General features: G+C 65.4%; 20 protein-coding genes and 1 other RNA gene. 11 read left to right on the top strand and 10 right to left on the bottom strand.

Annotated features, from left to right (window positions below):
* The 7 genes from AZSI13_RS11735 to aat all read right to left on the bottom strand — a co-directional run bounded on the left by AZSI13_RS11735 (position 1) and on the right by aat (position 6,680).
* A complete protein-coding gene (locus AZSI13_RS11735) occupies positions 1–990 on the bottom strand; it encodes an RnfABCDGE type electron transport complex subunit D (protein ID WP_109041336.1) in 990 nt (329 codons plus the stop codon).
* Between the two features lie 9 nt (positions 991–999).
* Complete coding sequence (gene rsxC, locus AZSI13_RS11730; protein WP_109041335.1) at positions 1,000–2,835, bottom strand: electron transport complex subunit RsxC; 1,836 nt, start codon at positions 2,833–2,835, stop codon at positions 1,000–1,002.
* Positions 2,836–2,838: 3 nt separating this feature from the next.
* Complete coding sequence (rsxB, locus tag AZSI13_RS11725; RefSeq protein ID WP_109041334.1) at positions 2,839–3,381, bottom strand: electron transport complex subunit RsxB; 543 nt, start codon at positions 3,379–3,381, stop codon at positions 2,839–2,841.
* Positions 3,381–3,965 carry an electron transport complex subunit RsxA gene (gene rsxA, locus AZSI13_RS11720; RefSeq protein WP_109041499.1) on the bottom strand — a complete coding sequence of 195 codons (585 nt, stop codon included), beginning with the start codon at positions 3,963–3,965 and terminating at the stop codon, positions 3,381–3,383. The genes rsxB and rsxA overlap by 1 nt, the downstream gene beginning before the upstream one ends.
* Before the next feature lie 103 nt (positions 3,966–4,068).
* Positions 4,069–5,103, bottom strand: a complete 1,035-nt coding sequence (locus AZSI13_RS11715) for a quinone-dependent dihydroorotate dehydrogenase (RefSeq protein ID WP_109041333.1) — start codon at positions 5,101–5,103, stop codon at positions 4,069–4,071.
* 71 nt (positions 5,104–5,174) lie between these two features.
* Positions 5,175–5,933: an arginyltransferase gene (locus AZSI13_RS11710; protein WP_109041332.1), complete on the bottom strand. Its 759-nt coding sequence runs from the start codon at positions 5,931–5,933 to the stop codon at positions 5,175–5,177.
* A 30-nt stretch (positions 5,934–5,963) separates the two neighbouring features.
* Complete coding sequence (aat, locus tag AZSI13_RS11705; protein ID WP_109041331.1) at positions 5,964–6,680, bottom strand: leucyl/phenylalanyl-tRNA--protein transferase; 717 nt, start codon at positions 6,678–6,680, stop codon at positions 5,964–5,966.
* 203 nt (positions 6,681–6,883) lie between these two features.
* Here aat and AZSI13_RS11700 point away from each other — a divergent pair, with 203 nt between their 5' ends.
* From AZSI13_RS11700 to ybiB, 11 genes are all read left to right on the top strand, one after another.
* Positions 6,884–7,666 (top strand): patatin-like phospholipase family protein, encoded by a 783-nt coding sequence (locus AZSI13_RS11700; protein ID WP_235609747.1) that lies wholly within the window; start codon positions 6,884–6,886, stop codon positions 7,664–7,666.
* Between the two features lie 105 nt (positions 7,667–7,771).
* Positions 7,772–7,870, top strand: an RNA gene (ffs, locus tag AZSI13_RS11695) — signal recognition particle sRNA small type.
* Between the two features lie 59 nt (positions 7,871–7,929).
* Complete coding sequence (gene dnaX / locus AZSI13_RS11690; protein ID WP_109041330.1) at positions 7,930–9,687, top strand: DNA polymerase III subunit gamma/tau; 1,758 nt, start codon at positions 7,930–7,932, stop codon at positions 9,685–9,687.
* Positions 9,688–9,698: 11 nt separating this feature from the next.
* Complete coding sequence (locus AZSI13_RS11685) at positions 9,699–10,022, top strand: YbaB/EbfC family nucleoid-associated protein (RefSeq protein WP_109041329.1); 324 nt, start codon at positions 9,699–9,701, stop codon at positions 10,020–10,022.
* A complete protein-coding gene (gene recR, locus AZSI13_RS11680) occupies positions 10,022–10,627 on the top strand; it encodes a recombination mediator RecR (protein ID WP_109041328.1) in 606 nt (201 codons plus the stop codon). The genes AZSI13_RS11685 and recR overlap by 1 nt, the downstream gene beginning before the upstream one ends.
* A gap of 149 nt (positions 10,628–10,776) precedes the next feature.
* Positions 10,777–11,373 (top strand): ubiquinol-cytochrome c reductase iron-sulfur subunit, encoded by a 597-nt coding sequence (gene petA / locus AZSI13_RS11675; RefSeq protein WP_109041327.1) that lies wholly within the window; start codon positions 10,777–10,779, stop codon positions 11,371–11,373.
* Positions 11,374–11,376: 3 nt separating this feature from the next.
* On the top strand, positions 11,377–12,681 hold the full coding sequence (locus tag AZSI13_RS11670; protein WP_109041326.1) for a cytochrome bc complex cytochrome b subunit: 1,305 nt from the start codon (positions 11,377–11,379) through the stop codon (positions 12,679–12,681).
* Positions 12,682–12,694: 13 nt separating this feature from the next.
* Entirely contained in the window at positions 12,695–13,408 is a 714-nt protein-coding gene (locus AZSI13_RS11665) for a cytochrome c1 (RefSeq protein WP_109041325.1), read from the top strand.
* A gap of 81 nt (positions 13,409–13,489) precedes the next feature.
* Positions 13,490–14,086: a glutathione S-transferase N-terminal domain-containing protein gene (locus tag AZSI13_RS11660; protein WP_109041324.1), complete on the top strand. Its 597-nt coding sequence runs from the start codon at positions 13,490–13,492 to the stop codon at positions 14,084–14,086.
* A gap of 122 nt (positions 14,087–14,208) precedes the next feature.
* The gene (locus AZSI13_RS11655; protein ID WP_109041323.1) at positions 14,209–14,664 is read left to right on the top strand and encodes a ClpXP protease specificity-enhancing factor; all 456 of its coding nucleotides are present in this window, start codon (positions 14,209–14,211) and stop codon (positions 14,662–14,664) included.
* Between the two features lie 380 nt (positions 14,665–15,044).
* Complete coding sequence (gene ybiB / locus AZSI13_RS11650) at positions 15,045–16,028, top strand: DNA-binding protein YbiB (protein WP_109041322.1); 984 nt, start codon at positions 15,045–15,047, stop codon at positions 16,026–16,028.
* A gap of 171 nt (positions 16,029–16,199) precedes the next feature.
* Here the strand turns inward: ybiB and AZSI13_RS11645 are convergent, their stop codons facing one another.
* From AZSI13_RS11645 to AZSI13_RS11635, 3 genes are all read right to left on the bottom strand, one after another.
* Positions 16,200–16,400: a 4-oxalocrotonate tautomerase family protein gene (locus tag AZSI13_RS11645; RefSeq protein WP_109041321.1), complete on the bottom strand. Its 201-nt coding sequence runs from the start codon at positions 16,398–16,400 to the stop codon at positions 16,200–16,202.
* A 118-nt stretch (positions 16,401–16,518) separates the two neighbouring features.
* Positions 16,519–20,208: a bifunctional proline dehydrogenase/L-glutamate gamma-semialdehyde dehydrogenase PutA gene (gene putA / locus AZSI13_RS11640; RefSeq protein WP_109041320.1), complete on the bottom strand. Its 3,690-nt coding sequence runs from the start codon at positions 20,206–20,208 to the stop codon at positions 16,519–16,521.
* Positions 20,209–20,274: 66 nt separating this feature from the next.
* On the bottom strand, positions 20,275–21,342 hold the full coding sequence (locus AZSI13_RS11635) for an ABC transporter ATP-binding protein (protein ID WP_109041319.1): 1,068 nt from the start codon (positions 21,340–21,342) through the stop codon (positions 20,275–20,277).
* Between the last annotated feature and the right edge of the window lie 10 nt (positions 21,343–21,352).

Below are 21,352 nucleotides of genomic sequence, written 5' to 3'. Positions count from 1 at the left end.
TCATTGGTCCTTCATGCCGAAGACCTTCGGCTGGGTGGTCATGTCGATCAGGGGCACGCAGATGTTCATGATCAGCACGGCGAAGGCGATGCCGTCCGGATAGCCGCCGAAGACGCGGATGATGTAGGCCAGCAGGCCGACGCCGGCGGCGAAGATGAGTTTGCCCCGGGGCGTGGTGGCGCCGGATACCGGGTCGGTGGCGATGAAGAAGGCCCCCAGCATGGCGCCGCCCCCCAGCAGGTGGAAGACGGGATTGGCGAAGCCGGCGGGCTGCCACAGCCACAGCAGGCCGGCGAGGAGGCCCATGGCGCCGAGGAAGGCGGTGGGAATGTGCCAGGTGATGACCTTGCGCCAGACCAGGAAGAGGCCGCCGGCGAGATAGCAGAGGGCGATCACCGCCTGGGCGTTGCCGGCCAGGAAGGGCAGGGGGCCGCTGTGGCCCTCGTCGGCGCGCAGGGCGGTCTTCAACGCATCCAGCGGGGTGGCGCTGGTCATGCCGTCCAGGCGCGGGGTCAGGCCGAAAATCCAGTCGAACTGCTGGCCCGGCGCCAGGTGGGAGCCGGCACCGGGCCACTGGGACATGAGAGCCGGGAAGGAAACGATGCACACCGCGAAGGCGATCATGGCCGGGTTGAAGGGGTTCTGCCCGAGGCCGCCGTAGAGGTGCTTGGCGATGATGATGGCGAACAGCACGCCAACCACCGTCAGCCACCAGGGTGCCACCGGCGGAAAGGTGAGAGCCACCAGCCAGGCGGTGACCACGGCCGAGCCGTCGCCGAGGAAGAGGGCCAGGGGCTTGTCCCGCAGGCGCAGCATGGCGGCCTCGGCGGCCAGGGCGGTGAGGGTGGCGATGGCCAGCTGGGCCAGGATGCCCGGGCCGATCAACAGCACGTAGGCGATGATGCCTGGCACCAGGGCCAGCAGCACCTGGGTCATGACCCGGCGGACGGAGGTGTCCTTGAGCAGGTAGGGGGAGGTGGAGAATTCCATGGCCGGGGCTTATTTCTCTGAGGTGTCGCTGTTGTCGGCCGGTGCTGCGGGTGCTGCGGGCGCTGTTGCCGCAGGTGGTGCGTCGGCATGGACCAGCTCGGTCTTGGCGATTTCCCGCAGGCGGGCGCGGCGGGCCTCGATATCGGCCACTTCCTGCTGCTGGGCCGGGGTCAGGTTGTCGGTGTTCTGGGGCTGAGTCTGGGTCCGCAGGGCCTTTGCCCGGGCCATGGCGGCCTCAATGGCGGCCTTTTTGGCTGCGGCCGCGGCCTCCTCGGGGCTGAGGGGAGCGGCAGCAGGGCCTGCGGGTGTATCGCCCGGGCCGGTAGCCAGGGGGGCGGCCGGGGCAGCAACTTCGGCCGGCGCGCCTTCGCTGGCGGCTGCGGCTGCAGCTTCGGCAGCCTTCTTGGCGGCCTGGGCGGCAGCGGCCTTGGCCAGCTTCTCGGCTTTTTCCTGCTTTTCCCGCTCGTCCCGGTGTTGCTTGAATTCGAAGCGGGTCTTGGCGCCGTCGGCCGCCTTCTTGTCCCGTTCCCGGGCCCAGATCTCGCTCTTGGCGAAGCGGAAATACTGCACCAGGGGAATGCGGGAGGGGCAGACGAAGGAGCAGCAGCCGCACTCGATGCAGTCGAAGATGTTGTATTCCTGGGTCTTGCCGAAATTCTTGGCCCGGGCGAACCAGTACATCTGGAAAGGCTGCAATTCGTGGGGGCAGGCCTGGGCGCAGGCGCCACAGCGGATGCACGGCATCTCCGGCGCCTTGGGCGGGAAGAGGGCCGGCGAATGGGCGATCAGGCAGTTGGTGGCCTTGACCACCGGGGCCTTGGCCTCGGGCACCAGGAAGCCCATCATGGGGCCGCCCATGATGATGCCGTCTGTGTCCGGCTTGGGGCCGGCGATGGCCAGCAGCTCGTCCATCGGGGTGCCGATCAGCACCTCGTAGTTGCGTGGCTCGGCCACGTTGCCGGTGAGGGTCACCAGGCGGGAAATGACCGGCTCGCCGTGGCCCAGGGCGCGCCAGGCAGTGTAGGCGGTGGCGACGTTGAAGCACTGCACGCCCATGTCGGTGGAGCGCTTGTTGGCAGGCACTTCCTTGCCGGTGAGGACGCGGATCAGCTGCTTGGCGCCGCCGGCCGGGTACAGGGTGGGCACGGAGACGACCTGGAAATCCTCGCCTGCGGCCTTCACCGCTTCGGCCATGGCGGCTGCCGCTTCCGGCTTGTTGTCCTCGATGCCGATGAGAACCTTCTTCGGCTGCAGCAGGTCGCGGAAGATGGCGATGCCCTTGACCACCTCGGCCGCCCGTTCCCGCATCAGCAGGTCGTCGCAGGTGATGTAGGGCTCGCATTCGGCACCGTTGATCACCAGTTCTTCCATGGGCACGCTGCGGGAGGCCTGGGTTTTGGCGTGGGAGGGGAACACGGCCCCCCCCAGGCCCACCACGCCCATGTCGCGTAGCAGTTCGCGCACCTGCTCCGGGGGGAGGGCTTTGTAGTCGACGCGCTGCCGTTCGATCCAGCGGTCTTCACCGTCCGGCTCGATGACGACGCAGTCGGTGAGTAGGCCGGAGGGGTGGGCGGCAGCGTACATGCCAACTTCCCGTACGGTGCCGGAGGTGGGGGCGTGCACGGCGGCGGAAATCCAGCCATCGGCCTCGCCGATCATCTGACCCTTCAGTACCTTGTCGCCCACCTGCACCAGGGGCCGCGGCGTACCGCCGATGCTCTGGTGCAGGGGCACGGCCACCACGGAGGGCAGGGGCGCCTTGGCGATGGGCAGGGTGACGGACTGGGCCTTGTTGGTGGCCGGCTTGACGCCCCCTTTGAACTTGAACAGCTGCATCAGGCCCATGGCTTAGGCGACCCTCTTCAATTCAACGACCGGGTATTTCCACTTCCACGTATCCACGGTTTCCTGGATTGGCTCCATGGTGATGCATTCCACCGGGCAGGGCGGCAGGCACAGTTCGCAGCCGGTGCACAGGGATTCGACGATGGTGTGCATCTGCTTGGCGGCGCCGACGATGGCATCCACCGGGCAGGCCTGGATGCACAGGGTGCAGCCGATGCAGGTGTTCTCGTCGATGAGGGCCACCTGGGGCGGCTTCTCCACCCCGTCCAGGGGCTTGGCTTCCCGGCCCAGCAGGTCGGCCAGCTTGCCCACCCCCTCGGCACCGCCGGGAGGGCACAGATTGATGTCGGCCTCGCCCTTGGCGATGGCTTCAGCATAGGGCTTGCAGCCCGGATAGCCGCATTGGCCGCACTGGGTCTGGGGCAGGATGGCTTCAATCTTGTCCACCAAGGGGTCGCCCTCGACCTTGAACTTGACCGAAGCAAAGCCCAGGGCAGCGCCCAGAACGACGGCCCCGAGGGCCATGATGGCAATGGCGATGAGCATTATTGGTACTTGTCCAGGCCGGAGAAGCCCATGAAGGCCAGGCTCATGAGGCCGGCGGTGACCATGGCGATGGCCACGCCACGGAAATGAACCGGCACGTCTGCCCCTTCGATACGCTCACGGATACCGGCGAAGAGCACCAGTACCAGGGAGAAACCGACGGCGGAACCCATGCCGAAGAGCAGGGATTCAACGAAATCGTAGTGGTTGGAAACGTTGAGCAGGGGAACGCCGAGGACAGCGCAGTTGGTGGTGATCAGGGGCAGGTAGATGCCCAGGACCTGGTGCAGCACCGGGCTGGTCTTCTGGATCACCATTTCGGTCAGCTGCACGATGGCGGCAATGGTGACGATGAAGGACAGGGTGCGCAGGTACTCCAGGCCGAAAGGCATCAGGAGGTAATGGTCGATGATGTAGCTGGCCCCGGTGGCCACGGTCAGCACGAAGGTGGTGGCGGCCCCCATGCCGAAGGCGGTTTCCAGTTTCTTGGAAACACCCATGAAGGGGCAGAGGCCGAGGATTTTCACCAGCACCACGTTGTTCACCAACACGGCGCCGATGACGATGAAGAGATAGTGGCTGATCATGGTCGGATTTTCAGGGGCGGTGCATTATCCCGCCGAACAACGTAAGGGGCAACCTTGGCGGCCCTGGGGGCATTGCCCGCCGGGCCGCCCTGGGCGGGGCTCAGCGCCCCATCTGGCAGAGGGTTTCCGCTGCTTCCCGGACCAGGTCCGGACCCCGGTAAATGAAGCCGGAATAGATCTGCACCAGCTTGGCGCCGGCTTCGATCTTTTCCGCCGCATCGGCGCCGGAGAGAATGCCGCCGACGCCGATGACGGGCACTTCGCCCTGCAGGGCGGTGGCCAGCTTGCGGATCACCTGGGTAGACAGCTCCCGTACCGGGGCGCCGGAGAGGCCGCCGGCCTCGTTGCCGTACCTGCAGCCTTCGACACCGTTGCGGGAAAGGGTGGTGTTGGTGGCGATGACGCCATCCATGCGGTGCAGGCGCAGCAGGTCGGCAATGGCCTGGATCTGGGCATCGTCCAGGTCCGGTGCAATCTTCAGGGCCAGGGGCGTGTATTTGCCATGCTTGTCTGCCAGGCGGGCCTGGGCGGCCTTGAGCTGGCGCAGCAGTTCATCCAGGGCATCATCGCGCTGCAGGTCGCGCAGGTTCTTGGTGTTGGGGCTGGAAATATTGACCGTGACGTAGCTGGCGGCGGCATAGACCTTTTCCAGGCAGATCAGGTAGTCGTCGGCGGCCTTCTCGATGGGTGTGTCGAAGTTCTTGCCGATATTGATGCCGAGAATGCCGCCGCACTTGGGGAACTGGGCCAGGGCCACGTTGCGCAGCAGATGGTCCACCCCTTCGTTGTTGAAGCCCATGCGGTTGATGATGGCCTGCTTGTCTTCCAGGCGGAACAGCCGGGGCCGGGGATTGCCCGGCTGGGGGCGGGGGGTCACGGTGCCCACCTCGAGGAAGCCGAAACCCATGGCGGCCATACCGTCGATGCATTCGCCGTTCTTGTCCAGGCCGGCAGCCAGGCCTACGGGGTTGGGGAATTTGAGGCCCATGACTTCCACCGGGCATTCCGGCGCCTTCTTGCCCATGAGGCAGGAGAGGCCGGCGGCGTGGAGGGCGGCCAGGCCGTTGAGGCCGAGTCCGTGGGCTTTCTCCGCATCCAGGGAGAAGAAAATTTTGCGTGCGAGTGAATAGAGCATAGTGGGGCGAAATTGTACCCCAAAGCGACTGGAGCCCGCCTCGCCCCCACGGTTGCTAATAAACCAAGTGGCTATGGTGCGGAGCTGTCGGGGTAGGCCGTGGGATCAAGGGTCTGCCAGGTGCCGTCCACTCGCCCTTCCAGGGGCTTGAAGCGAATCTTGTAGGCCATCTTGCGGCTTTCGGCGATGAAGTAGCCCAAATACAGGTGGGGCAATTCCAGTTCCTGGCATTGGCGGATCTGCCAGAGGATGTTGTAGGTGCCGTAGCTGGCGCCGGGGATGTCCGGGTCGTAGAAGGTGTAGACGGACGACAGCCCGTCGGTGAGGACGTCGATGATGCTCACCATGCGCACCGCATCACCTTCGCAAAATTCCATCAGCCGGGTATCCACCCGGCTTTGCAGCAGGAAGTGGGCGTACTGCTCGTGGCTGTCCTGGTCCATGCCGCCGCCGGCGTGGCGGGCGGCCTGGTAACGCTGGTAGAGGGCGTAGTGGCGCTCGTGAAAATCCAGGGGAAGTTCCCGTGCCTCCAGGTTGCCGTGCTGGCGCCAGGTGCGGTTCTGGGTGCGGTTGGGCTGGAACTGCTGCACCGGCACCCGTACCGGAATGCAGGCCTTGCAGGTGTCGCACCAGGGGCGATAGGTGAATACGCCGCTGCGGCGGAAGCCGGCCCGCACCAGTTCGCCGTAGATTTCCGTGTTGATCAGGTGGGTGGGCGTGGCTACCTGGGAGCGCGCCAGCCGGTCCGGCAGATAGCTGCAGCCGTAGGGGGAGGTGGCATAGAACTGCAACAGGGAGAAGGGCAGGGCGGAGTCGTTGAGCTGGGACATGATGGCAGGGTTCCGAAAATGCCTCTGCGTCTAGGTCGCGCTGGACCAGGGTTGGCTGGCGCCGTCCCGGGGCCAGGGCTGTGGCGCCGGGCCGGCGGCAGTGAGGGTGGTCAGGCGGGCGATGAATTCCTGGCGGGGAATCTCCCGCGCTCCGAGAGAGGCGAGGTGCGCGGTGCGCATCTGGCAATCCACCAGGCCGAAGCCCTGTTGTTGCAGGAAGCGGGCCATGTGGGCAGCGGCAATCTTGGAAGCATTGGTGCGCCAGGAGAACATGGATTCGCCGTAAAACATACGCCCGAGTGCGATGCCGTAAAGGCCTCCAATCAATTCTCCCGACGCCCATACTTCGACCGAATGGGCGTAGCCGAGTTCATGGAGTTTCCGGTAGGCCGCCTGCATCTCCGGTACGATCCAGGTGCCGTGCTGGCCGGGGCGCGGCGTATCGGCGCAGGCCTCGATGACCTGCATGAAGGCGCTGTCCAGCCGCACTTCGTAGTCGCCCCGGCGCAAAATCTTGCCGAGGGAGCGGGAAATGCGGAATTCCTCGGGAAACAGCACCATGCGCGGGTCCGGGCTCCACCAGAGGATCGGCTCCCCTGGCGAGTACCAGGGAAAAATACCTCGCCGATAGGCTTCCAGCAGCCGCTCCGCCGAGAGGTCGCCACCCACGGCGAGCAGGCCGTTGGGCTCCTTGAGGGCGGCGCTCAGGGGTGGAAAGGGGGCGTGGGCGGTGAGCCAGGGCAGCATGGCGGTCAGGAGGAGGAAATTCGGATCATTATAATGGCGCCTTCCGGCCCGGCCTTGGTGTCGGCTTTTCGATTGTGCGAGTGTTCATGTCGTTTTTCTGCCGTCTCCCCTGTTTGGTCCTTGCGGTTGTTTTCCTGCTTTCGGCCTGTGTCACCACTGGCCGCTCTCCTCAGTCGGCAGCCGTGCCTGCCGGCACCACGGCCATGGCGCCCCGCACCCCGCCCAAGGTGGTGTTGGCCCTGGGGGGCGGTGCGGCCCGTGGTTTTGCTCATGTGGGGGTGATCAAGACCCTGGAATCCCACGGCATCGTGCCGGATATGGTGGTGGGCACCAGTGCCGGCTCCGTGGTGGGGGCTCTGTATGCGGCCGGCTACTCGGGTTTCGACCTGCAGAAGCAGGCCATGAAGCTGGAGGAGAGTTCCATCGCCGACTGGTCCCTGCCGGCCCGTGGGGTGCTGAAGGGTGAGGCGCTGCAGAAGTTCATCAACGAGGCCGTCAAATCCCAGCCCCTGGAACATTTGAAGAAGCCTTTCGCTGCCGTGGCGACGGACTTGAAAAGCGGCGAGGCGGTGCTGTTCCGTAGCGGCAACACGGGCATGGCGGTGCGGGCTTCCAGCAGCGTGCCAGGCGTGTTCCAGCCGGTCTCCATCAACGGCCGGGATTATGTGGATGGTGGTCTGGTCAGCCCGGTGCCGGTGCGGGCCGCCCGGGCCATGGGAGGGGAGGTGGTGATCGCCGTGGATATTTCCAGCAAACCGGCCAATGCCCGCGTCTCGGGGCTGATGGATGTGCTGCTGCAGACCTTTGCCATCATGGGCAGCCACCTGGGGCAGGAGGAGCTGAAGGAGGCGGACGTGGTGATCCGGCCAGATATTCCGGGCATCGGCTCCACCGACTTCAAATCCCGTAACGACGCCATCCTGGAAGGGGAGCGGGCGGCCCAGGCGGCCCTGCCCCAGATTCGCGCCAAGCTTGGTCTGAAGTAGGTCAAACCACCTCTTTTTGTGACCACTCCGGGCCCGGCAGCAGGGGGTGAAAAAATATCCGGCGGCTGGTCGGGAATCCGTCGGGGCTGTGCTAGAATTCGCGCCGGCGGGTCTCCCCGCATTGCAGGGTGGTGAACCTGGTCAGGTCCGGAAGGAAGCAGCCACAGCTACTTACTGCAAGTGCCGGGGGTAAGGCTCGCCACTTTCATTTCCGGCAGCCGCCATGGGCGGTCGGGTGCCGCTGTCGTGCGAGACTATTCGGCATGAGCTATCAGGTCCTGGCGCGTAAATGGCGCCCTCGAAGCTTTTCCACCCTGGTCGGCCAGGAGCATGTGGTCCGTGCGCTGACCCATGCCCTTACCGAGCAGCGGCTGCATCACGCTTATCTCTTTACCGGCACCCGAGGTGTCGGCAAGACCACCCTGGCCCGTATCCTGGCCAAATCCCTGAATTGCGAAACGGGCATCTCCGCCACGCCCTGCGGCCAGTGTTCGGCCTGCCAGGAGATTGATGGCGGCCGCTTCGTCGACCTGCTCGAGGTCGATGCGGCCACCAATACGCGGGTGGACGAAATGCGCCAGCTGCTCGAGAACGCGGTCTATGCGCCGACCCGGGGGCGCTTCAAGGTCTACGTTATCGACGAAGTGCACATGCTCTCCAATTCGGCCTTCAACGCCATGTTGAAGACCCTGGAGGAGCCGCCGGAGCACGTCAAGTTCATCCTGGCCACCACTGATCCCCAGAAGATTCCGGTAACGGTCCTTTCCCGCTGTCTGCAGTTCAACTTGAAGCAGATGCCGCCCCAGGCCATTACCGGCCACCTGGCCCACATTCTTGAAGCGGAGTCGGTTGCCTTCGAGGCGCCCGCCCTCGGGCTGCTGGCCCGCTCGGCCAACGGCAGCATGCGCGATGCCCTTTCCCTCCTCGATCAGGCCATTGCCCACGGCACCGGCAAGGTGGAGGAATCCCTGGTGCGGGACATGCTCGGCACCGTGGATCAGGACTACCTCTTCACCCTGCTGGAGGCGATGCAGGCTGGGGACATCGGCGAAATGCTGGTGGTTGGCGAGCGCATGGCGGAACGTAGCCTGTCCTTCGATAGCGCCCTGCAGGATCTGGCTGCCCTGCTGACCCGCCTTCAGGTGGCCCAGTTGGCGCCCGCCGCCATCGCCGAAGACACGCCGGACCGGGAGCGCCTGCTGGCCCTGGCCCGGGGGCTGGAGCCTCAGGGGGTCCAGCTGGCTTACCAGATCGCCGTGCATGGACGTAGTGAATTGCCCCTGGCACCGGATCCCCATAGCGGCTTCGTCATGGCCCTGTTGCGCCTCCATGCCTTCTCACCCCAGTCTCCCGGGGAGGGCCGCCCGCCGGGAAAAGCCCCGGCCGCCCCGCGGGAGCCGGTGCCCGCGGCTAAGGCGGCTGCTTCACGGCAATCCCCCGTTTCGCGCCCTCCGCTACCTGAGCCGGCGCCTGCCATCGTTGCCGCCCCTGTCGTTGCTCCCGTTGCCGCTGTTGCGGTCACATCCGTTGCCCCGCCTGTTGCCGTTTCTACGGAAGTGCCGTTGGTCGGAGATGTGCCGGCTCCGGTGTCGGCTGCTGTCACGGCCACAGCTTCCGGGGCTGCTTCCTCTCCCTGGACCGGAGAGGAGGGCTGGACGGAGATCGTCCAGCACCTGCAGTTGTCGGGTATGGCCCGGGCTTTGGCCCAGCACTGTGAACTGCTGTCCATGGACCAGGGCAATGTCCACCTGCGCCTGCCGCCGGCCCATCGCCATCTGATCATGAAAGCGGCCCAGGATCGCCTGCAGCAGGCCCTGGGTGACTACTGCCGTGCTCCGGTGCAACTGCGCATCGAAGTGGCCGAAGTCAGTACCATGACGCCTGCCGCCCTGCGTCAGCAGGAGCGCGAGGCCTTGCAGGACCGGGCTGTGGCTGCCATTGAGCAGGACCCTTTTGTCCAGGATGTCATCGAGATTTTCGATGCCACCCTGATTGAATCTTCCATCAAACCTATCAGTTGAGGACCCCGAAAATGATGAAAGGCGGAATCGCCGGCCTGATGAAACAGGCCCAGCAAATGCAGGAAAACATGAAGAAGGCCCAGGAAGAGCTGGGTCGCGTCGAGGTTGAAGGCCAGGCCGGTGCCGGCATGGTCAAGGTGCTGATGACCTGTTCCCACGACGTGCGTCGGGTCACCATCGATCCTTCGGTGATGGACGACAAGGAAATGCTGGAGGACCTGATCGCCGCTGCCGTGAACGATGCTGTGCGCCGTGGCGAGGAAATGAGCAAGGAACGCATGTCTGGCTTTACTGCCGGCCTGAACCTGCCGCCCGGATTCAAGCTGCCCTTCTGATGAGCACGCCGTCCAGCCTCGATGCCCTGATCGAGGCCCTGCGTTGTCTGCCCGGCGTAGGGCCGAAATCGGCCCAGCGCATGGCCTACCACCTGCTGCAGCGGGACCGCCAGGGGGCGGGCCGGTTGGCGGATGCCCTGGCCCATGCCCTGGGCGCGATTCGCCATTGTGGCCGCTGCAACACCTTTACCGAATCCGACGTCTGCGAACGCTGTCTCTCGCCGAAGCGGGATGCCAGCCTGCTGTGCGTGGTGGAAACTCCGGTGGACATGAACATGATGGAGCAGACCCATGCCTACAACGGGCTCTACTACGTCATCATGGGTCGCCTGTCGCCGCTGGATGGCGTAGGCCCGCGGGAATTGCAGCTGGACCGTCTGCTGGCCCGGGCCGGAGATGGCCAGGTGCGGGAGGTGATCCTGGCTACCAATTACACCAATGAAGGCGAAGCGACCGCCCATTACGTAGGCGAACTGCTGCGCAGCCGCGGCATCAGGGTGACGCGCATCGCCCGAGGCGTGCCGGTGGGCGGGGAGCTGGAGTATGTCGATGCCGGCACCCTGGCTCAGGCGGTACGGGAGCGCAAGTCCGTGGATGGCGGCTAGGGCGGATTGCCCTGTCCCGGTTCCAGTCCGGGGAGGGATTCGAGTATAATCTCGCAGTTTTGTTCGGCCCGGACCTGTTTGGTTCCCTGCCGATAGCCTTACCGAATTGTTTTTCCGAATTTAATTTCAACGTTCTAGGGATCTGCGCTATGAGCAAAGAGCACAAAGTGGACTGTGGGAGGCGGCGCCTGATCGTCGCTACCGCGGCCGTGGGCGGCGCCGGAGCGGTGGCGGCACTCGTGCCGTTCGTCTCCAGCATGCTGCCGTCCGAACGCGCCAAGGCAGCTGGCGCTCCGGTGGAAGTGGATATTTCCAAGCTGGAGCCGGGTCAGATGATGACCGTCGAGTGGCGTGGCAAGCCGGTGTGGATCATCAACCGCACCAAGGAAATGCTCGACACCCTGCCGAAGCTGGCTGATGCCGTGGCCGATCCCAAGTCCGAAAAGGACCAGCAGCCCGCCTACTGCCAGAACGAAACCCGTTCCATCAAGACCGAGATTCTGGTGGCCGTGGGTATCTGTACCCACCTGGGCTGCTCGCCTTCTTCCAAGTTCAAGCATGGTTCCGAAGAAGGCATGGCGAGCGACTGGCTGGGCGGCTTCCTGTGCCCCTGCCACGGTTCCACCTTCGACTTCGCCGGCCGCGTGTACAAGGCCAAGCCGGCTCCCACCAACCTGGAAGTTCCGCCGCACATGTATCTCTCCGATACTCGCATCCTGATCGGCGAAGACAAGAAGGGGGCGTAAGGAATGGCTGCCAATACCAATTTCGAGAAGTACAAGTCCGACGGTTCCATCCCCGGCAATGTGCTGGAGTGGGTGGATGCCCGCTTCCCCGCCACTGCCATGTGGAAGGGGCACCTGTCCGAGTACTACGCTCCGAAGAACTTCAACTTCTGGTATTTCTTCGGCTCCCTGGCCCTGCTGGTCCTGGTGCTGCAGATCGTCACCGGCATCTTCCTGGTGATGCACTTCAAGCCGGATGCCTCCCTGAACGCCGCCGGCGTGCCCGTGGCTTTCGCCTCCGTCGAGTACATCATGCGCGACGTGCCCTGGGGCTGGCTGATCCGCTACATGCACTCCACCGGTGCTTCCGCCTTCTTCATCGTCGTCTTCCTGCACATGTTCCGCGGCATGCTCTACGGTTCCTACCGCAAGCCCCGGGAACTGATCTGGCTGTTCGGCGTGGGCATCTTCCTGTGCCTGATGGGCGAAGCCTTCTTCGGCTACCTGCTGCCCTGGGGCCAGATGTCCTTCTGGGGCGCCCAGGTGATCGTGAACCTGTTCTCCGCCATTCCCCTGATCGGACCGGACCTCTCCGTCTGGCTGCGCGGTGACTTCGTGGTGGGCGATGCAACCCTGAACCGCTTCTTCTCCTTCCACGTCATCGCCATGCCCCTGGTGCTGATCGGCCTCGTCGCCGCTCACATCCTGGCCCTGCACGAAGTGGGTTCCAACAACCCGGACGGCGTCGAGATCAAGAAGCTGAAGGGCGAGAACGGCCATCCCCTGGACGGTATTCCCTTCCATCCCTACTACACCGTCAAGGATATCGTTGGCGTCGTGGTCTTCCTGATGGTCTTCTCCTGCGTGGTGTTCTTTGCACCCGAAGGTGGCGGCTACTTCCTGGAATACAACAACTTCATCCCGGCTGATCCCCTGAAGACCCCGCCTCACATCGCTCCGGTGTGGTACTTCACCCCCTTCTACTCCATCCTGCGCGCCATGGTCTGGCCGATCCTGGGTCTGGATGCCAAGTTCTGGGGTGTGGTGGCCATGGGCGCTTCCGTGGTGATCTTCGCCTTCCTGCCCTGGCTGGATCGCAGCCCGGTGAAGTCCATCCGCTACCGTGGTCCGATCTACAAGACCTTCCTGACCCTGTTCGTCATCGCCTTCGTGATCCTCGGCTACCTCGGCACCCAGCCGCCCTCCTACTGGGGCGAAAAGGTTTCCCAGGTTTGCTCCCTGATCTACTTCGGTTTCTTCCTGCTGATGCCGTGGTATTCCAAGGTGGACAAGTACACGCCGGAACCCGAGCGTGTGACCATGAATTAAGGACGAGAGCGACATGAAAAAACTGCTTACTGCATTGCTCTTCGCGCCCCTGATGGCGCTGGCCAGCGGCGCTGCGCTGCACCTGGACAAGGCTCCGGACGTTTCCGGCGACAACGCGGCCCTGCAAAATGGCGCCAAGCTGTTCGTGAACTACTGCCTGAACTGCCACGGTGCTTCCTTCATGCGCTACAACCGTCTGACCGGCATCGGTCTGACCGAGCAGCAAATCAAGGACAGCCTGCTGTTCACCGCCGACAAGGTGGGCGAACCCATGCGCGTGGCCATTCGTCCCGACGAAGCCAAGCAATGGTTCGGTGCCACCCCGCCCGACCTGACCCTGATCGCCCGTGCCCGTGCTTCCGAGCATGGTCCCGGTGCCGACTGGCTCTACACCTATCTGCGTTCCTTCTACCGTGACGACAAGCGTCCCACCGGCTGGAACAACGTGGTGTTCGAGAACGTCGGCATGCCCCACATCCTGTGGGAAATGCAGGGCCAGCAAGTGCTGAACCACGAAACCCACAAGCTGGAACTGGCCGTTCCCGGCACCCTGTCTCCCGCCGAGTACGACAAGCAGATCGCTGATCTGGTTGGCTTCCTGGTGTACATGGGCGAGCCGATCGCCGGCCTGCGCAAGCAGCTGGGTATCGCCGTGCTGCTGTTCCTCGGTGTGCTCTTCGTCGTCGCCTACGCGCTCAAGCGCGAGTACTGGAAAGACGTGCACTAACCCGCCTGACTTCAGGCCACGGCATCGCCGATCCGGGACTTTCCCGGCGGCGGTGCCGATTCCTTTTTGAGGTAACGAGTCATGATGAACCTCTATTCCGGCACCACCGATCCCTTCAGCCACCGTTGCCGCATCGTCCTGTATGAAAAGGGCATGGACTTCCAGGTGATCGATGTGGACCTCTTCAACAAGCCCGAAGACATCGCCGTCATCAACCCCTACAACCGGGTACCGGTGCTGGTCGAGCGCGAGTTGATCCTGTACGAACCCAACATCATCAACGAGTACATTGATGAGCGTTTTCCCCATCCCCAGCTCATGCCGGCCGACCCTATCATGCGGGCCCGGGCGCGTCAGCTGCTGTCCACCATGGAACGGGAAATCTTCGCCTACATCGAGCCCCTGGAAAAGAACGCCAAGACCGCCGACAAGGCGCGGACCGAAATCCGCAACCGCCTGACCGAGCTGGCTCCCATGTTCTCCAAGCAGAAGTTCATGCTGGGTGACGAGTTCTCCATGCTCGACGTGGCCATCGCCCCCCTGTTGTGGCGCCTGGACCACTACGGTATCGACCTGCCGAAGACGGCTGCACCGCTGATGAAGTACGCCGAGCGTATCTTCAGCCGCCAGGGCTTCATCGATGCCCTGACCCCCTCTGAAAAGGTCATGCGCAAGTAAGCAAGCAGGTGGGCCCGTCCTTCCCCGGCCGGGCCCCCGCTTTTTCCTGCGCCACCTCGGCAGCCCCTTGCTGCCCACTCCCGCCTTCTCTCCTGGCCCCTCGCTGTTGACCGGATTTCTCCATGACTCTGCCTACCAATAAGCCCTATCTGATCCGCGCCATCTACGAATGGTGCATGGACAACGGCTTTACGCCTTACCTGGCGGTGGTCGTCGATCAGCATGCCAAGGTGCCCCGGGAATACGTGCGGGATGGCCAAATCGTGCTCAACATCAGTGCCGATGCCACCTCTCACCTCAATCTGGGCAACGATTACATCAACTTCGCCGCCCGCTTCGGGGGCGTGGCCCGGGATATTTCCATCCCCATCGGTAACATCGTGGCGGTCTATGCCCGGGAAAACGGTGCCGGGATGGCCTTCGATATGGAAGCGCCGGTGGAGGCGGAAACCGTTGCCGAAGTCGATGGCGATCGGCCGGCTGAGCCCGCTGGTGCCGCCGACAGCCCCGAGCCGCCAACCCCGCCGGCAGCCCCGGCTCCTGGCAGTGGTCGTCCCCATCTGCAACGGGTGAAGTGACCCACAGTACGCTGCCCGCTCCATGCAAACCGCCTCTTGCCCCAGGCCGAGGCGGTTTTTCTTTGCCTGCACCAAGCTGGCGCCACATGCGCCAAGGTGGGGCCCGTTTGCCCAGGCCGGCGGAGTAGTCGACCTGGCGTGCCGTTGGAAAGGGCGTCAAATCAGGGGGATGGCTTTGGCATGGCTGTTGCTGGGCAATGTCCGGCTGTTTCTTCTCGTCGGCTACCCTGCCCGGCTATCCGGGGGCGGCGGCGATTAGACGCTAAAATGCAGGCGCTGGAATGCGGAGCTTGCCTCCCGCGTTTCCGTTCGCAGTCAAAAGAACACTATTGCTCCTGACCGGGCCCAAGGGGCCGGGCGGGAAGCGGAGACTCCCCATCATGAATTTTGCCCATTTCATCAAGGAACTCGGCCGCGGTGCCGAAGGCGCCAAGGACCTCAGCCAGGACGAAGCCCGCCAGCTCTACGGCGCCATGCTCGATGGTGGCGTTCCTGACCTGGAACTCGGCGCCATCACCATCGCCCTGCGGGTGAAAGGTGAGAGCACGGACGAAATGATCGGCTTTCTCGCCGCTGCCAGCGAGCGAGCCCATGCCCTGCGGCCGCCGGCCGGTCGTCTGCGGCCCGTGGTCATTCCCAGCTACAACGGTGCCCGCAAGGGGGCCAACCTGACGCCCCTGCTGGCCCTGCTACTGCAACGCTTCGGTGTGCCGGTACTGGTGCACGGCCTGCTCGAAGGCTATGGCCGTATTACCAGCGCCCATGTTTTCCGGGAACTGGGCATCATGCCCTGCGCCACCCACAGCGCTGCCCAGCAGGCCATGGATGGCTACGGCGTGGCCTTCGTGCCGCTCTCCGTCCTCAGTCCCGGGCTCAACAACCTGCTGGCCCTGCGGGGCCGGTTGGGGCTGCGCAACAGCGCCCACAGCCTGGTCAAGATGCTCGATCCCTTCAAGGGGGGCGGCGTCCTCCTGGCGGCAGCCACCCACCCGGCCTATATGGATCTGATGCGGGATATTCTTTCCTATGGCGGCGGCCGGGCCCTGCTCTTGCGGGCTACGGAAGGCGAGCCCTTCGCCAATCCGAAGCGCCGGCCCCGCATCGAGTACCTGCACGAAGAACATTGCGAGGTGCTGTTCGAAGCCGAGCATGAAAGCCTCAAGGCCCTGCCCAACCTGCCTGAGGAATGCGATGCCAAGGCCAGCGCCCAGTGGATCCGCAAGGTGCTCGACGGGCAGACGTCGTTGCCCCTGCCCCTGGCCAACCAGTTGGCCTGCTGCCTTTACGCCAGCGGCTATGCTGAAGACTTCAACCAGGCCAAGGCCATCGTTGCCGTCGAAGGCAACGGCCTGACTACCGTCTGAGCAGCGGCCCGGCGCCGCCGGGCCTGTTGGCCGCTTGCCGCCCACCCGGCTTGCTTACCGTTTGCTTCCCTTGCCCTGCGTCTCCTGACAGGCTTCGACCAGCCAATATCGCCGGGGCTTTTTGTTGCCGGAATCCAGGGGTTCAAGTATTCCCGGCTGGTGGATGCCGGATCAGCCCTGGCGCTGCTTCCAGTCGTCGGTGAGCAGGCCGGCAAAGCCCCAGTTCTCTTCTGCGATTTCCTGAATGACGATGTGGGTGTGTTCCGGCTTCTTGCCCAGCACCCGCACCAGGCTGTCGGTGACCTCGGCCACCAGCCTGGCTTTCTGTTCCCGGCTGGCCCCGGCGGTGATCTGGATGTTGACGTAGGGCATGGCATTTTCCCGCAGTGAATTGGACGGCACATGGTGCCATGAATCCCTGGCCCGTAATGTTGCGGCTACCACCGCCCACAGCCCTGGTCGTGGCTGCCCAAGTCTCTCTGGCGCTGATTCATTCCTCCAGGCTTAGCAAGCCTGCGTTGCCGCCGGTGGCGGCCGTATTGATGCAGAGGGATCGCTCAAGCACCAGCCGGTAGAGGGGGTAACGGCCATTGCGGGCGCAGATCACCGGTACCCTGGGGCCGGGGCTGGCGGCCAGATAGCGGCGCCAGGCGGCCGCCTCTGCCACGGCATCTTGCGCACAGAGAACCGCCCCCGGTCGATCTGCCATTGCCGGGGAAGGGGCGGTTGTTGAACTCGCCACAGCGTCGTGCCGAGCTGGCTCACCGGCCACCAGCGCAACCTGCTTCCTCACGGCGGTTGGCAGATCGGCCAGAAGGCTGCGGCCAGCAGCATCATCGGGCAGCAGGGCGCGGTTATCCGTGGCCAGGGCAGCAGCCAGCTGTTGCAGCCGTGTTTCTTCCGTCGGGCCGACGCAGAGCAGGGTGCCCCGGGCAACGAAGTGCAGGCGATTGTCTTCGCCGGTGGGCCCGGGCAGGCGGATTTCCCTGCCGGCCAGGCTCTCGGCGGCATACTCGGCACAGGCCGTGCCCAGTGCTTCCCGGCCGTGTTTGGCGGCCCATTCGGCCAGGCCGTCCAGGGCTGGGCGATGCAGGGCAGCCGCTGCCCCCGAACCGCCCAGGGCTGCCGGCGGCAACTGTGGCAGGTCCAGCAGGCTGGGCAGCATGAGGGGGCCGCCTGCCTTCGGGCCGGTGCCGGAGAGGCCTTCGCCGCCGAAGGGCTGTACTCCCACCACGGCCCCCACCATGTTGCGGTTGATATAGACGTTACCCGCCCGGATGCGGCTGACCACCCGAGTCACGGTGCTGTCGATGCGGCTGTGCAGGCCGAAGGTGAGCCCATAGCCCAGGCCGTTGATAGCCTCGATCAGTCCTTCCAGGTCGGCTTGGCGATAACGCAGCACGTGGATCACCGGGCCGAAGACCTCGTCCGGCAGCTGCGCCGGTTCGTCGATCTCGATGAGGGTGGGGGCCACGAAGGTGGCGGCCGGATCGGTGTTGGCGGGAAGGGCCGCTGGCGGGCGGAACACCCGGCAGCCGGCGGCGGCCAGGCGGGCGATGTGGCTTTCCAGCCGCTCTCGGGCCTCGGCATCGATGACCGGGCCGATGTCGGTATCCAGCCGGCGCGGATCCCCTAGACGCCACTCGGCCATGGCCTGGCGCAGCAACGCCAGCAGGGCATCGGCCATTTCCTCCTGCAGGCACAGCAGCCGCAGGGCGGAGCAGCGTTGGCCGGCACTATCGAAGCCGGAGACGAGCACATCCTGGACCACCTGCTCCGGCAGGGCGGAGGCATCCACCACCATGGCATTGATGCCGCCGGTTTCGGCAATGAACACCGGCGCAGTGGCTGCCATCGGGCGGGCGGCCAACTGCTGGTGGATGTGTTGGGCCACCTCCGTGGAGCCGGTGAACAGCACCCCGGCGATGCGGGGATCGGCGCAGAGGGCCGCCCCCAGGGATTCGCCGCGGCCCGGCAGCAGTTGCAGGGCGGCCGGCGGTATGCCGGCCTGGTGCAGAAGGGCGGTGGCCCGGGCCGCCACCAGAGGCGTCTGCTCCGCCGGCTTGGCAATGACCGGACGGCCGGCCGCCAGCCCGGCCGCCACCTGGCCGATGAAAATGGCCAAGGGGAAATTCCAGGGGCTGATGCATACCAGGGGAGCGGCATCGCCCAGGCATGGGGGCGCGTACTGGCGCAACTGGGCAGCGTAGTAGCGCAGGAAGTCCACGGCTTCCCGCACTTCGCCCAGGGCGTTGGCCCAGGTCTTGCCGGCCTCCCGGATGCACAGGCTGATCAGTTCCGGCCGATGGGCCTGGAGCAGGTCGGCAGCCTGCTCCAGGGTGGCGGCCCGGCTTGCCGCCAGAGTTTCGCGCCAGGAGCTGCTGTGAGCCAGTGCAAAGTGAATGGCCTGGGCGGCGGCATCGGCGGCAGCTTCCTGGACCATGCCCACCCTGTCGTCGGGCCGGGCGGGGTTGCGAACCGGGCGGTACTCCGCCAGGGCCATGTCCTGATGCGCCGGCAGCGGGCCTGCGGTCCAACTGCGCTTGTCCAGGGTCGCCAGGGCTGCTTCCAGGGCCGCCAGTTCGCCGGGGCTGGCCAGATCCAGCCCGGCGGCATTGCGGCGGGGCAGGTACAGATCCAGCGGCAAGGGGATGCGGGGATGGGGGCTGCCCGCCGAGGCTTCGGCCTGCTCCAGGGGATCGGCCAGCAGGTGTCGCAGATCCACCGAGGTGTCGGCCAGACGGTTGACGAAGGAAGTATTGGCCCCGTTCTCCAGCAGGCGCCGTACCAGATAGGGCAACAGGGCCTGGTGGCTGCCGACCGGGGCATAGATGCGGCAGGGGCGCTCGGCCACCATGGCATCGTAAAGGGGCTCGCCCATACCGTGCAGGCACTGGAATTCGTAGTCGTTGTTGGCCCGGGCGGCAGCCAGGGCCTCTACGGCGGCAACGGTATGGGCGTTGTGGGTGGCGAACTGGGGATAGAAGGCCTCGGGGGCGGCCAGCAGGCGGTCGGCGCACACCAGATAGGCCAGGTCGGTGTGGGCCTTGCGGGTATAGACAGGGTAGTCGGCCAGGCTTTCCTGCTGGGCTCGCTTGATCTCGCTGTCCCAATAGGCGCCCTTGACCAGGCGCAGCATGAAGCGGCGGCCGCTGCGGGCAGCCAGGGCGGCAAGGAAGTCGATGACCGCCGGGGCCCGCTTCTGGTAGGCCTGGACAACGAAGCCCAGACCATTCCAGCCGGACAGGGCCGGGTCGTCCGCCAGGGCTTGCAGCAGGTCGAGGGAGAGTTCGAGGCGCTCGCTTTCTTCCGCATCGATATTCACCCCCATGTCGTATACCCGGGCCAGGGCCAGCAGCCGGCGGAGCCGGGGCAGCAGTTCGGCCATGACTCGTGCCTTCTGGGTCAGGCAATAGCGGGGATGGAGGGCCGAGAGCTTGATGGAAATTCCTGCTCCGTCCTGAATGCGGCCATGGCCCAGGTTGCCCGCACCTTCCTGGCCGATGGCCTGGATGGCTTCGGCATAGGCCTGGGTGTAGCGTTCCGCATCGGCTTCGGTGAGGGCGGCTTCCCCCAGCATGTCGAAGGAATAGCGGTAGCCTTGGCGTTCGCCGCTGCGGCTGCGCTCCAGGGCTGCGGCGATGTTTTCCCCCATGACGAAGTGCCGCCCCAGGTGATCCATGGCCTTCTCCAGGGCGCGGCGGAGGAGGGGGGCGCCACAACGGCTGGCCGCCCGGGCCAGGGTGTCGGCCAAGTCGTGGCCACCGTGGCCGTCGTGGGGAGCGCTGAGCCGGCCGCCGATGCTCATGCCCCAGGCGGCGGCGTTGACCCACAGGGATGGGCTGTGGCCCAGGTGGGCTTGCCAGTCCGCCCGGCCCAGCTTGTCTTCGATCAACGCCTGGGCCGTGGCGCTGTCGGGAATGCGCAGCAGGGCTTCGGCCAGGCACATCAGGGCCAGGCCCTCCTGGCTGGAAAGGGGGAATTCCTGCATCAGCGGCTCGATGCCGTTGCCCTGGCGGCGCCGTACTTCCCCGGCCAGGGCCATGGCCCTGGCCGTGACGCCGGCCGGTTCAGAGCGTACGGCACGGTAGGCATCGACCAGGGCTGCCACGCAGGCGGCCTCGGGGGCACGATGGGCAGCCGCTATGGCGCGGCGCAAGGCTTCAGTGGTGTGGGGCATGGCCTTCCTCCCTGGCGCTTCTGCCGGGTAGGACTGCGGGATTGGCCCTTCGTTCAGGGCCGATGGTCAGGCGAGGGCTTGCTTGAAGGCGACGACGTGATCCACGTCCAGGCGGATGCCGATTTTTTCGCCGAGGGCATGGTTGTGGTGGGAAGGCACCAGGGAAAGCACCCGGGCGCCGCTGGCCAGGCGCAGGGTGTAGAGGATGTCGGCGCCGCGGAAGGCCTTGTGCTCCACCGCCGCCTGCAGGGGGCTCTGGTCGTCGTGTACTACGTCGTCGGGGCGCAGCAGGATATCCACGCCGCAGCCCTTGCCGCAGATGCCGCAGCCGGCACTGCATTCGACGGGCACACCGGATTCCAGCACCCCCAGCTCCATTTTCACCCGGTTGCCGGCCAGCACCGTGCCGGGCAGGAATACGCCCTGGCCGACGAAGTCGGCGACGAAGCGGTTGGCCGGCTGGTGGTAGAGGTTGTAGGGCGTATCCCATTGCTGAATGCGGCCCTCGTGCATGACGCCGATTTCGTCGGCCATGGCGAAGGCTTCGTGCTGGTCGTGGGTCACCAGGATGGCGGTGGTGCCGGCCTTCTTCAGGATCTCCCGCACTTCCAGGGAGAGGCGTTCCCGCAGGTCCACATCCAGGTTGGAGAAGGGTTCGTCCAGCAGCACCAGGCGGGGCGCCGGGGCCAGGGCCCGGGCCAGGGCGACGCGTTGCTGCTGGCCGCCGGAAAGCTCGTGGGGGTACTTCTCACCTTGGCCGGCCAGGCCCACCAGGTCGAGCATGGCGGCAACCCGCTGCTGCCGCTCGCCGCCCTTGGTCCTGAGGCCAAAGGCAATGTTGTCGGCCACCGTCAGGTGGGGGAAGAGGGCGTAGTCCTGGAAGACCATGCCGATGCGCCGCTGCTCCGGCGGCCGCTTGAAGCCGGCCTCGCTGACCTGCTCGCCATCCAGGTGGATGGTGCCGGCTGCGATGTCCTCAAAGCCGGCGATGCAGCGCAGCAGGGTCGTCTTGCCGCAGCCAGAAGGGCCCAGCAGGCAGGCGATGACGCCGGCCTCAATGTGGAAAGCGATTCCGTTGACCACCGTGTGGTCGCCGTAGCGCTGCGTCACGTTCGCCAGTTCCAGATGGGCCATCTTTGGGGTC

Origin of the sequence: Azospira sp. I13, from assembly GCF_003112695.1 — a bacterium.
GTDB lineage: Bacteria > Pseudomonadota > Gammaproteobacteria > Burkholderiales > Rhodocyclaceae > Azospira.
Note: the sequence above shows the minus strand (reverse complement) of the source record. Positions and strands in the feature narration are given on the sequence as shown.

What these genes read in the sequence shown, in the direction of transcription:
- AZSI13_RS11715 (WP_109041333.1), bottom strand. Translation starts at nt 5,103, where the DNA reads ATGCTCTATTCACTCGCACGCAAAATTTTCTTCTCCCTGGATGCGGAG.
- ybiB (WP_109041322.1), top strand. Translation starts at nt 15,045, where the DNA reads ATGAATTTTGCCCATTTCATCAAGGAACTCGGCCGCGGTGCCGAAGGC.
- rsxB (WP_109041334.1), bottom strand. Translation starts at nt 3,381, where the DNA reads ATGCTCATCGCCATTGCCATCATGGCCCTCGGGGCCGTCGTTCTGGGC.
- aat (WP_109041331.1), bottom strand. Translation starts at nt 6,680, where the DNA reads ATGCTGCCCTGGCTCACCGCCCACGCCCCCTTTCCACCCCTGAGCGCC.
- AZSI13_RS11735 (WP_109041336.1), bottom strand. Translation starts at nt 990, where the DNA reads ATGGAATTCTCCACCTCCCCCTACCTGCTCAAGGACACCTCCGTCCGC.
- putA (WP_109041320.1), bottom strand. Translation starts at nt 20,208, where the DNA reads ATGCCCCACACCACTGAAGCCTTGCGCCGCGCCATAGCGGCTGCCCAT.
- AZSI13_RS11665 (WP_109041325.1), top strand. Translation starts at nt 12,695, where the DNA reads ATGAAAAAACTGCTTACTGCATTGCTCTTCGCGCCCCTGATGGCGCTG.
- AZSI13_RS11670 (WP_109041326.1), top strand. Translation starts at nt 11,377, where the DNA reads ATGGCTGCCAATACCAATTTCGAGAAGTACAAGTCCGACGGTTCCATC.
- dnaX (WP_109041330.1), top strand. Translation starts at nt 7,930, where the DNA reads ATGAGCTATCAGGTCCTGGCGCGTAAATGGCGCCCTCGAAGCTTTTCC.
- recR (WP_109041328.1), top strand. Translation starts at nt 10,022, where the DNA reads ATGAGCACGCCGTCCAGCCTCGATGCCCTGATCGAGGCCCTGCGTTGT.
- rsxC (WP_109041335.1), bottom strand. Translation starts at nt 2,835, where the DNA reads ATGGGCCTGATGCAGCTGTTCAAGTTCAAAGGGGGCGTCAAGCCGGCC.
- AZSI13_RS11660 (WP_109041324.1), top strand. Translation starts at nt 13,490, where the DNA reads ATGATGAACCTCTATTCCGGCACCACCGATCCCTTCAGCCACCGTTGC.
- petA (WP_109041327.1), top strand. Translation starts at nt 10,777, where the DNA reads ATGAGCAAAGAGCACAAAGTGGACTGTGGGAGGCGGCGCCTGATCGTC.
- AZSI13_RS11710 (WP_109041332.1), bottom strand. Translation starts at nt 5,933, where the DNA reads ATGTCCCAGCTCAACGACTCCGCCCTGCCCTTCTCCCTGTTGCAGTTC.
- AZSI13_RS11685 (WP_109041329.1), top strand. Translation starts at nt 9,699, where the DNA reads ATGATGAAAGGCGGAATCGCCGGCCTGATGAAACAGGCCCAGCAAATG.
- AZSI13_RS11700 (WP_235609747.1), top strand. Translation starts at nt 6,884, where the DNA reads ATGGCGCCCCGCACCCCGCCCAAGGTGGTGTTGGCCCTGGGGGGCGGT.
- AZSI13_RS11655 (WP_109041323.1), top strand. Translation starts at nt 14,209, where the DNA reads ATGACTCTGCCTACCAATAAGCCCTATCTGATCCGCGCCATCTACGAA.
- AZSI13_RS11635 (WP_109041319.1), bottom strand. Translation starts at nt 21,342, where the DNA reads ATGGCCCATCTGGAACTGGCGAACGTGACGCAGCGCTACGGCGACCAC.
- AZSI13_RS11645 (WP_109041321.1), bottom strand. Translation starts at nt 16,400, where the DNA reads ATGCCCTACGTCAACATCCAGATCACCGCCGGGGCCAGCCGGGAACAG.